We start from the raw sequence: 10,164 nt of genomic DNA, 5'->3' as shown, positions 1-10,164 counted from the left end.
AAGAACTTTTTTGCCATCCGGGAAAATTTCTTTTCCCGTCGCCCTTTCGGACGTGGCCAGCTCGTTGGCGCGAACGGTTTTATGCGCCTTTTCAACTCCACCGTCAAGCATTTTTCCGCAAAAAATTTGTGGATTTGCAAAAAACTGAGGCAATTTTAGACTAACTACCTATAATAATATAAAAATCAATTATACATCCATCATATTCCATTCTTTCAAAGTTTGGGCTCGCATAGACTTTTCTCCGGCAGGTTTCCCCTGCCCTCCCTGATCTTCACATGAACAGGCACAACCAGTTTTTTCCTCGTGTACCGCAGGCCCTACCCTTTTCTTGCTGGTGAGGAAATGAGTGGAAGCAAAAAGCCTCCTCTTTCGCCGTAATACTTTCGTTTTTCCCGTCAGGCAAAAATCTCCCTGAAAAACTATGCCACTTTCGGCAGCAGGTATCCAAGAATGCCACACTCCCTTGCGATCCTTCTGCTTGAGGCAGCCAATCTCCCAAATTCCTGCAAAAAAGGAGGGGCTCCAGAAAGCCCCCCCCTCATAGCGGCGACGTTACCCGTCACCGGACGTTCAGCGTATATCGGGTCTAATCCCAGACCACCAGACCGATCTGGTAGGCTGCTACGGAGACGGCAAAGGCCAGCAGCGTATTGAAGACCATGCTGAAAATCAGCCAGCGCCAGCCCCCGGCCTCACGCTGGATCACCACCAGGGAGACAAAGCAGGGCGAGTACAGCAGGACGAAGAGCATCAGGGAAAGGGCCGTAGCCTTGTTCCAGTTGGGATTGCTCTGCAGCAACTGGCCCAGGCTCTGGGCATCTTCGGGGTCCACGTCACCGAGAGAGTAAGCCGTGCCCATGGTGGAGACCACGGCTTCCTTGGCGGCCACACCGGCCAGCAGGGCGATGTCCGTGCGCCATTCGAAACCGGCGGGCAGGGTCAGGGGTTCGATGGCCTTACCCAGGCGGCCGGCATAGCTGTAAGCCAGTTCGGCGGCCCCCTTCTCTTCTTCCAGCTTGGTGATCTGCTCTTCCAGGGCAGCGCGGCCTTCGTCTTCGGCAGGCAGGGCTTCCATCTGGGACGTGAGCTGCTCGATCTGCGTGTCGAACTTGGCCGATTCGGCTTCATCCAGCTTGGGATAGGTCAGACCGGCCCAGATGATGATGGAGATGGCCAGGATCACGGTACCGGCCTTCTTCACATACATCCAGGTACGTTCCCAGCAGTGCATGAGCACGCTAAACAGGGTGGGCAGACGATAGGGGGGCAGTTCCATGACGAAGGGAGTCGCCTCCCCCTTGATGATGGTGGAGCGCAGCAGGCGGGCCACCAGCAGGGCGAATACCCAGCCGGACAGCATGACCAGCATCATCACCGTCGGGGCCTGATCCCCAAAGAAGGCCGCAGCCAGCAGCAGGAACACGGGCAGCTTGGCGCCGCAGCTCATGTACGGCAGCGTCAGCAGGGTCGCCAGCTTTTCCTTGGGGCTGCGCAGGGTACGCGTGGCCATGGCGCCGGGGATGGCGCAGCCACCCGCGATGCCGCCCGCGATGATGTAGGGCATGACGGAGGCGCCGTGCAGGCCGAAAGCGCGGAAGATGCGGTCCATCATATAGGCGATGCGCGCCATGTAGCCGCTGTCTTCCAGGAAGGCGATGAGAGCGAACATGATGACGATGAGGGGCGCGAAGCTGAGCACGCCGCCCACGCCGCCGATGATGCCGTCCACCACCAGGGATTGCAGCTCCCCTTCAGGAATGATCCCGGCAAAGAATTCGCCCAGTGCGGCGCAGCCGTCTTCCACCCAGCCCTGGGGATAGGCGCCGACCTCGATGGTCACATAGAACAGGGCATACAGTACGGCCAGCATGATGAGCGGGCCGAAAAAGGCATTGGTCAGCACCTTGTCCAGCTTGTCGGAAAGGGCCAGACGGTCTTTGCCCGCATCCTGGCGCACCACACCGTCACGCAGCAGCCCGCGGATATACCCGTAGCGGGCATCCGTGATGTAGGCTTCCATGGAGATGTTGTGCCCGGTACGGATGTGCTCGGCCACCTTGCGGCGTACGGCATCAAGTTCCGCCGCCGCCTCGCTGCTGGCCTGGTGCACTTCCTTGCGTATCTCGGCGTCACCTTCCATGAGCTTCACGGCGATCCAGTGGGGCGCGTACTTTTTCAGCAGGCCTTCACGGTTGATGATGGCACACATGGCCCGCAGACCTTCGTCGATGTCCGCGCCGTAATTGAGCTCCAGCACCTGGTGCCGGCCTTCGCCAGCCAGGCGCACCGCCTCACCGAGAGCCTGCTGCAGGCCTTCGCCGGTACGGGCCACGGCGGACACCACAGGGATGCCCATCATCGCGGACAGGCGCTCCATGTCGATATGCACGCCGGCCTTGCGGGCTTCGTCCATCATATTGCAGACCAGCACCACAGGCAGGCCCATCTCCATCATCTGTACGGTCAACAGCAGGTTGCGCTCCAGAGCCGAAGCATCCACCACGTTGATGACGGCCTGGACATCGCCGCTGCCCAGTTCGGCTCGGGCGACCAGCTCTTCCATGGAATAGGCGGTCAGCGAATAGGTCCCGGGCAGGTCCACCAGAGTGATGTCGGCGTTGCCGTGGCGCACATGGCCTTCCTTGCGGTCCACCGTGACGCCGGGGTAGTTGCCCACATGCTGCCGCGCGCCTGTATAGGCATTGAACACCGTGGTCTTGCCACAGTTGGGATTGCCTGCCAGAGCGATCCGCAACGCTCCCGTGGTCATTTTTCCCTGACCACCATCAAATCGGGCTTCAGCACTCATTCCAAAAACTCCTCTTTGAGGCCTTGTGTGACTAATTGGCAAAACAAAGGTAAGGGTTCGAAAAAACGAATTTCATTTCCCGAACCCTACCCAACTTGAAAATGAATGTCAATATTTATGAAGAGAACAAACAATCCCGAAGACTGGACACGCCGCAGGAGTGCACCAGATGGATGGGGATATTGCGGGAGCGGGCATGCAGCAGAGCCTTGCGCTTGGCTTCATGCGAGACTTTGTTGGTGAACACGATGATGGCATCAGGGTTGCCGATCTTGTCCATAAAATTCCGTTCGTTACGGCTGATGCATTTGAGGGTTGCTCCCCCCTGACGGGCAGCGGCGATATAGTCCTGCTTGAGTCTGTCCATTCCGCCGATGAGAGTGACGCACATATATGGCTCCTTATTTTGTTTTCACGCTCAGCCCCCACTTGCTGCAGATCCAACCTAATTGAAAGCAAATTTCAATGTCAATAAAAAATCAACAACTCCTTAAAAAAGGGGAGCCGTCCCTGCTCTGACAGAGATGGCTCCTCTTTTCCGGTAAGGGCAACACGCGATACCGCCCTCACCTAATTCTGAAAAAACAATATATCCCTATGTGTTACTTCCAGCGTGCAATAAATTCGGCCGCTGGTTTCCCGGCATCCAGATACTTCAGCAGGGCACTGCCGAAGACCACGGCATCAGGCAGGGTGTCCGGCGGCAGCCCCTGCATCTGTTCCGGCTGCTCCAGACCGAAGCCCAGCGCCAGCGGCAGGCGGAACACGGAGCGGGCCCGCTGCAGGGTCTCGGCGACCTGCATCTCCATGCGGGCGCGCTGCCCGGTGGTCGCCATGGCCGAGACCACATAGACATAGCCTTCGCTGACATCCGCATACAGGCGCATCCGTTCCTCCGGCGTATTGGGACCCACCAGAGCGATCAGGGCCAGGCTCTGTGCGGCGAAGATGCGGCGGATGTCCCCGGATTCCTCAAAGGGCAGATCCGGGATGATGAAACCATGCACACCGGCCTCGCGGGCCTCCACAGCCAGCTTTTCCAGACCGTATTGCAGGAAGGGGTTCAGGTAGCCCATCAGGACGATGCCCGCACGGAAGACACCGGCGCGCAACTTCAGCTCTTCCATGATCCGTTCCAGACAGACACCGTCGCTCAGCACCCGGCGCGAGGCCTCCTCCACCACTGGGCCGTCGGCCACAGGATCGGAAAAGGGGACACCGATCTCGATGATGTCCGCCCCGCTCTCGTCCAGTTCCACCAGAGCGGGCCAGAAGCGTTTTTCATCCGGGAAACCGAAGGTCACGAAGGGGATCAGGGCATGACGTCCGGCGGCACGGGCCGCACGGATCTTTTCTTCAAGGATATGCATGACGAACTCCCGGAGCGGCCGTTGACGACCACTCCCGTTATGGCTGTTGTTATATGACTCTCTGCCGGCTTTTCCCGAACGACAGCAAGGCATGAGCCTGTTTTCCCTCTCCACGCACGCGGGGGATGTACCATCCCCGCGCGACTCCCCTGCCCGTCCGTTGCCGGAGGCTCTATTCCGCGGATGGCGCTAGCAGATGTCCCCGCTTTCCGGCAGGTTCAGGGCTTTGCGCACGATGGCCAAGTCCTTGTCTCCCCGGCCGGAGAGGTTGACCACCACCTTGCTGCCGGGCTCGAACTCTTCGGGATGATCTAGGACCCAGGCCAGAGCATGGGAAGATTCCAGGGCGGGCAGGATACCTTCGGCATGGCACAGCTTTTCAAAGGCGGCCAGAGCGCGGGCATCACGGACCATCACATAGCGCACACGGCCCGTCTTGTGCAGGAAGGCATGCTCAGGCCCCACGCCGGGATAATCCAGCCCGGCCGAAACAGAGTGCGAGGGCTCGATCTGGCCGTCACTGTTCTGGAGCAGCATGGTACGGTTGCCGTGCAGCACGCCGGGGCTGCCCAGATTGAGCGGCGCGGAATTGAAGCAACCCGGCTCGCCCGTACCGGCGGCTTCCGCCCCGATGATGCGCACGCGCTCGTCCTCCAGGAAAGGATGGAACAGGCCGATGGCGTTGGAGCCGCCACCCACGCAGGCCACCACGGCATCCGGCAGGCGCTGGGCACGGGCCAGCATCTGTTCCCGCACTTCCTGTCCGATGACCTGCTGGAACATGCGCACCAGCGTGGGGAAGGGGTGCGGTCCCGCAGCCGTACCAAAGCAGTAATGCGTGGTCTGCTGACTGACGATCCAGGCACGCAGGGCCTCGTTGATGGCATCCTTGAGCGTGCGCGAACCACTTTCCACCGGGTGCACGGTGGCCCCGAGCAGGCGCATGCGCATGACGTTGGGCGCCTGCCGCTCCACATCTTCCGCCCCCATATAGATGGTGCAGCTCATGCCCAGACGGGCGGCCGCCACAGCCGTGGCCACACCGTGCTGCCCGGCACCGGTCTCGGCCACCAGAGCGGTCTTGCCCATATACTTGGCCAGCAGCGCCTGCCCCAGGGTGTTGTTGATCTTGTGGGCGCCGGAATGCAGCAGGTCTTCACGCTTGAGCCACAGTTCAAAGCCCAGTTCTTCGGAAAGGCGCGGACAGAAGGTCAGAGGCGTGGGCCGCCCCGCATAATTGTGCAGCAGATCCTGCAACTCGTCCTGGAATTGCTGCGTCGGCATGATATCCCGCATGGCGGCTTCCACTTCCAGCAGCGGCGGCATCAGCAACTCAGGAACGAAACATCCCCCAAATTCGCCAAAATAGCCTTTCTTCATGGTCGTTCTCCACTGTATCTGAACTGTATCGTATTTTATAACTTTTATCCGTCCGGCTCTCCAGCCCTGCCGGGATCAGGCCGTCAGGCCCGTCTGGAAGGATCTGCCGGAGCATCCCGGAAAACTTCTTCGACAAGGCGGGCCATATCCGTCATGGCCCGGGCATCCTTCTGCCCCGGCGCATCTTCCACGCCGGAATTGCAGTCCACGCCGTCCGGACGGCACGCCGTCAGCGCCTGACGGAAGTTGGCGGGCGACATGCCCCCGGCCAGCAGCCAGGGATGGGGCAGGGGCAGGCCGCCCAGCGTTTTCCAGGCCAGCGTGTGACCGCTGCCGCCGCCTGACCTGCCGGCATCCAGCAGGTACAGGGCACAGCTGTCGGCATACTGTCCCGCCGCGACTTCCAGAGCGGCCGTATCACCATATCGTTGCGGCCACAGCACCCGGATTACCCGCTCCGCACCCAGCTGACGGGCACAGTCCACGGACTGGTCTGCATGCAGCTGGGCCATGTCCAGTCGCGCCAGCCGCATGATGCGGGCTATCTCGTCACTGTCCTGCCCGGTGAAGACGCCCACACGCACCATGTCCCCGCTCTCCAGGCGGGAGACCGTCACGGCATCCACACAACGGGGGCTGCCCGCATGGAACACGAAGCCGCAATGCGTGGCCCCCAGCCGGGCTGCCAGCGTCACATCTTCCTGCCGCCGCAGACCGCAGAATTTAAGCAGCATGATGCCCGTCCTCCCGGCCGCGGAGCAGCCGCCGCAGCGCGGCACCGGGCTGCCCTTCCTGCATGAGGGCCGTCCCTACCAGAGCGGCGGAGAATCCGGCCCGGGCGGCTTCTTCCAGATGCTCGCGGCGATCCATGCCGCTGGCAGCGATCCAGATCTCGCCCCGTTCCGGCGGGCATTGCCGTGCCAGCTCCAAGCAGGCCTGTCTGTCCACCCGCAGCGTATCCAGATCGCGGGCATTGACCTGGATGATGCGCGCCCCGCTCTCCCGGGCCAGCACCAGATCCTTTTTGCCGCAGACTTCCACCACGGCCTGCATGCCGAGACTTTCCGCCTGCTCCCGCAGACGGCGCAACAGCGCGGCATCCGGGGTAAGAGCCACGATGAGCAGCAGGGCCGCTGCCGGAGTGGCTGCCGTGGCCCGCACCTGCAACGGATCAAAGATAAAGTCCTTGCGCAGCAGGGGCGTCCCGGGGCAACAGGCAGCCGCCCGCCCCAGAAAATCCAGCTCACCGGCAAAAAAACGCCGTTCCGTGAGGATGGACAGGGCCCCTGCCCCGGCCGCCACATACTGCCGGGCAGCCTCTTCCACCGTCAGGCTGCGACAGATGGGCCCGCGGGACGGTGAAGCCTGTTTGAATTCCGCGATGACGGTCAGCGGCACGCCTGCCTCCCGTCGTTGCAGGGCCGCGATAAAATCGCCGCGCTGCCCGCTGAAGGGAACAGGCAGGGCCCCTTTCCTTTCCTGCTGCCGCAACCGTGCCACTTCGTCCGCCTTGGCCCAGAGGAAACGCTCAAGCAGCATGGAGGACCCTCCTTCCCAAACCGGCACGCACCGCTTCACGGGCACGGGCCATGCAGACATCCAGCGGCATCCCTTCTTCCATGAGGAAGATGGCCAGCCCCACATTGAGGGCCACCATGTCGCGCATGGGACGCGGGCCTTCGCCATCCAGCAGACGGCGCAGTACTGCCACAGCCTCCTCGCGGCTCTCTACCGCCAGATCCTCCGGCGTGCAGCTCTGGAAGCCGAAGTCGGCCGGATCCAGCTCCAGCGGCCGGACGCTGCCGTTGTGCAACAGCATGGCCGTGGCCGGGCCCATGGGCGTCAGCTCGTCATAATTCCCGGCCCCGCAGACCACCGCCGCCCGGTAAAGCGCGGACTGCGACAGGGTATCGGCCAGAAGGGGCACCAGCTCGGGCCGGGCAACCCCCATGAGCAGATGGCTGGGCCGGGCCGGATTGATCATGGGGCCCAGCAGATTGAACAGGGTACGCACCCCCAGCTCCTTGCGCAGCGGGCCGATATTCTTGAATGCCGGGTGGAAATGCGGGGCGAAGAGGAAGGCGAAGTTGCGTTTGGCCACCATATCCGCCACCGCCGCGGGATCGGTATCCAGCGGGATGCCCAGGCTCTCCAGGGCATCGGCACTGCCGCAGGTGGACGAGACAGCCCGGTTGCCGTGCTTGACCACCTTGTAGCCCATGCCTGCCAGCACCAGCGACGTCGCTGTGGAGCAGTTGAAGGAATGACGGCCGTCACCGCCGGTCCCCACCACATCGATGCACGGACCCGAGATGCCTTCCACGCGCACGGCTCGGGCCAGGGCAGCCCGGGTGGCGTGGGCCAGTTCCAGAGAGCTTTCTCCCTTCATGCGCAGCCCCATGAGGAAGCTCCCGGCCTGGGCAGGCGTCAGTCTGCCGTCCATGAGCGCTCCGAAGCTGCGGGACGCCATGTCCGCCGTCAGGTCTTCCCGCCGCGCCAGATGTTCCAGCACCTCGGCCATGCCGCCGTCCCGTCCCTGCCGGGGCAGGATGGCCTGCGGGAAATTGCCCAGCAGGCGCAGCCCGTCCGGCGTCAGGATGGACTCGGGGTGAAATTGCACGCCCACCCACGGCCTGTCGCGATACTGCAGGGCCATGACCTCGCCTTCAGGGGCGCGGGCCGTCACCGTGAACAGCGCATTGCCCTCCCCTTCTCCGGCATGGACCACCAGCGAATGATAGCGGGCCACCTTCATGGGATTGGGCAGGCCTTCGAACAGGCCGCTGCCGTCGTGCACGATCTCGGACTGCTTGCCGTGCATGATGCAGGGCCCCACATCCACCCGCGCCCCGGCATGCAGGCCCAGCAACTGATGGCCCAGGCAGACGCCCAGCACCGGTACATGGTGCGGCAGGCGGCGCAGGAATTCGGGGCAGAAGCCCGTCTGCGAGGGATGTCCCGGCCCGGGCGAGATGCAGACCATCTCCAGAGCGGGATCCGCGGCCATGTCCAGGATGGCGGGATCGTCGTTGCGCAGCACCACGGGCTCGTGCCCCAGGGCGTAGAACGCCTGGACCAGGTTGTAGGTAAAAGAATCGTAATTATCGATGAGCAGGAACATGGTCGTCACCCTCTTCAAGCACAAGGCGCATGATGGCTGATTTGTTGCAAACTTCTTTCCATTCCAGAGCGGCATCCGAGTCATGGACGATGCCGCCACCGGCCTGCCAGAACAGGCGCCCTTCGCGGCTCCACATGCTGCGGATGGCGATGCCCATGTCCAGATCCACGCTGTCCTTGTCCAGTCCCAGCCAGCCGATGCAGCCCGCATAGGGCCCGCGGGCACGACCTTCCAGGCTGCGGATGATCTCCATGGCCCTGACCTTGGGCGCCCCGCTCACCGTCCCTGCCGGGAAAGTGGCCGCCAGCACGTCCAGGGCATCCCGCCCCGGGGCCAGACGGGCCGTGACCCGGCTGGTCAGATGCATGACGTGGGAAAAACGCTCCACATCCATGCAACGCTCCAGGTTCACGCTGCCGGGCTGGGCCACCCGGCCAAGATCGTTGCGCCCCAGATCCACCAGCATCACATGCTCGGCCTGTTCCTTGGGGTCGCTGCGCAATTCTTCCGCCAGCCGGGCGTCTTCCAGATCGTCCCGGCCGCGACGGCGCGTTCCGGCAATGGGCGACAATTGCAGACGCCCCTTTTCGCAGCGCACCATGACCTCCGGCGAGGCCCCCCAGAAGCAGAAATCTCCCAGGCGCATGAAAAACATGTACGGCGAGGCATTGTAACGGCGCATGCGCCGGTACAGCACGAAGGGATCCCCTTCGCAGGCCACGGAAAAATTGACGGAAGGCACCACCTGTATGGCCTCGCCCTGGTGCAGCATTGCCTTGATCTTTTCCACCATGGCCTTGTAGCCGGCCTCTCCGGGATCGGCACGGACATCGCCGCGGACAGTGAAATTTCCTTCCGCCCCGCGGCTGCCCAGCACCTTTCGGTGTCCGCCCAGGCTGATCTGGCACAGCCTGTTGTACAGATGGTCGAAGACCAGCTGCGTCCCGGGCAGCACTAGCATGCTCTCCGCCTCTTCCGGCGGCATGACCGCGGCCAGACGGGGCTGGAACAGGGAGGCCATACCGAATCCCACCCAGCCGTAGAGGGCACGGGTGATGGCCGGGAGCCCGTCGATCTGTGCCGGGGCCTCCAGGTGCAGGCCCTGCATCAGGCGGCGCAGGCCTTCCACGAAAGGCAGCCCCTGCAGGACGGCGAGAGGGGCAAGACGTTCGTCCTCGATGCGCAGATCCAGCCGCCCCTCACGGCAGCGGACATACAGGGCCATATCGCAGGCCAGGACGCTGTAGCGACCCCAGCGGCCGTCCACCTCCGCGCTTTCCAGCAGGATGCCGTCCTGCCGGCCCACCATGCCCAGATACAGGCTGATGGGCGTATCCATGTCGGCGGGCAGCCAGCGGGCCTGCTGCTGCAGGGAAACGAGAGGAGCATGGGAGGCCGCGTCGGGAAGTGTGGTCGTATTCATAGGGTCATTCCTTCAAAACATAAAAAAAAGCGCCGCTCCCCTGTGGGGGAACGGCGCT

At 62.8% G+C, this 10,164-nt stretch carries 8 protein-coding genes; all 8 read right to left on the bottom strand.

Annotated elements, in window-relative coordinates:
- Window positions 1–589 precede the first annotated feature (589 nt).
- The 8 genes from feoB to HF854_RS09140 all read right to left on the bottom strand — a co-directional run bounded on the left by feoB (window position 590) and on the right by HF854_RS09140 (window position 10,106).
- Window positions 590–2,812 carry a ferrous iron transport protein B gene (gene feoB / locus HF854_RS09175; protein ID WP_204626240.1) on the bottom strand — a complete coding sequence of 741 codons (2,223 nt, stop codon included), beginning with the start codon at window positions 2,810–2,812 and terminating at the stop codon, window positions 590–592.
- A 115-nt stretch (window positions 2,813–2,927) separates the two neighbouring features.
- Window positions 2,928–3,203, bottom strand: coding sequence for a DUF2325 domain-containing protein (locus HF854_RS09170; RefSeq protein ID WP_168936005.1), 276 nt, complete (start codon window positions 3,201–3,203; stop codon window positions 2,928–2,930).
- Between the two features lie 211 nt (window positions 3,204–3,414).
- Entirely contained in the window at window positions 3,415–4,182 is a 768-nt protein-coding gene (gene trpA, locus HF854_RS09165) for a tryptophan synthase subunit alpha (RefSeq protein ID WP_168936004.1), read from the bottom strand.
- Between the two features lie 189 nt (window positions 4,183–4,371).
- Entirely contained in the window at window positions 4,372–5,562 is a 1,191-nt protein-coding gene (gene trpB, locus HF854_RS09160) for a tryptophan synthase subunit beta (RefSeq protein WP_168936003.1), read from the bottom strand.
- Between the two features lie 83 nt (window positions 5,563–5,645).
- Window positions 5,646–6,296 (bottom strand): phosphoribosylanthranilate isomerase, encoded by a 651-nt coding sequence (locus HF854_RS09155; protein ID WP_168936002.1) that lies wholly within the window; start codon window positions 6,294–6,296, stop codon window positions 5,646–5,648.
- Window positions 6,286–7,101, bottom strand: coding sequence for an indole-3-glycerol phosphate synthase TrpC (locus HF854_RS09150; protein WP_168936001.1), 816 nt, complete (start codon window positions 7,099–7,101; stop codon window positions 6,286–6,288). Before HF854_RS09150 ends, HF854_RS09155 begins: the two co-directional genes overlap by 11 nt.
- Complete coding sequence (gene trpD, locus HF854_RS09145; RefSeq protein WP_168936000.1) at window positions 7,091–8,683, bottom strand: anthranilate phosphoribosyltransferase; 1,593 nt, start codon at window positions 8,681–8,683, stop codon at window positions 7,091–7,093. The genes HF854_RS09150 and trpD overlap by 11 nt, the downstream gene beginning before the upstream one ends.
- The gene (locus HF854_RS09140; protein ID WP_168935999.1) at window positions 8,664–10,106 is read right to left on the bottom strand and encodes an anthranilate synthase component I family protein; all 1,443 of its coding nucleotides are present in this window, start codon (window positions 10,104–10,106) and stop codon (window positions 8,664–8,666) included. The genes trpD and HF854_RS09140 overlap by 20 nt, the downstream gene beginning before the upstream one ends.
- Window positions 10,107–10,164: the final 58 nt, after the last annotated feature.

This window comes from Desulfovibrio piger, assembly GCF_012843875.1.
Taxonomy (GTDB): Bacteria; Desulfobacterota; Desulfovibrionia; order Desulfovibrionales; family Desulfovibrionaceae; genus Desulfovibrio.
The sequence above is the reverse complement of the archived record's forward strand: the minus strand, read 5'-3'. Positions and strand labels throughout refer to the sequence as shown.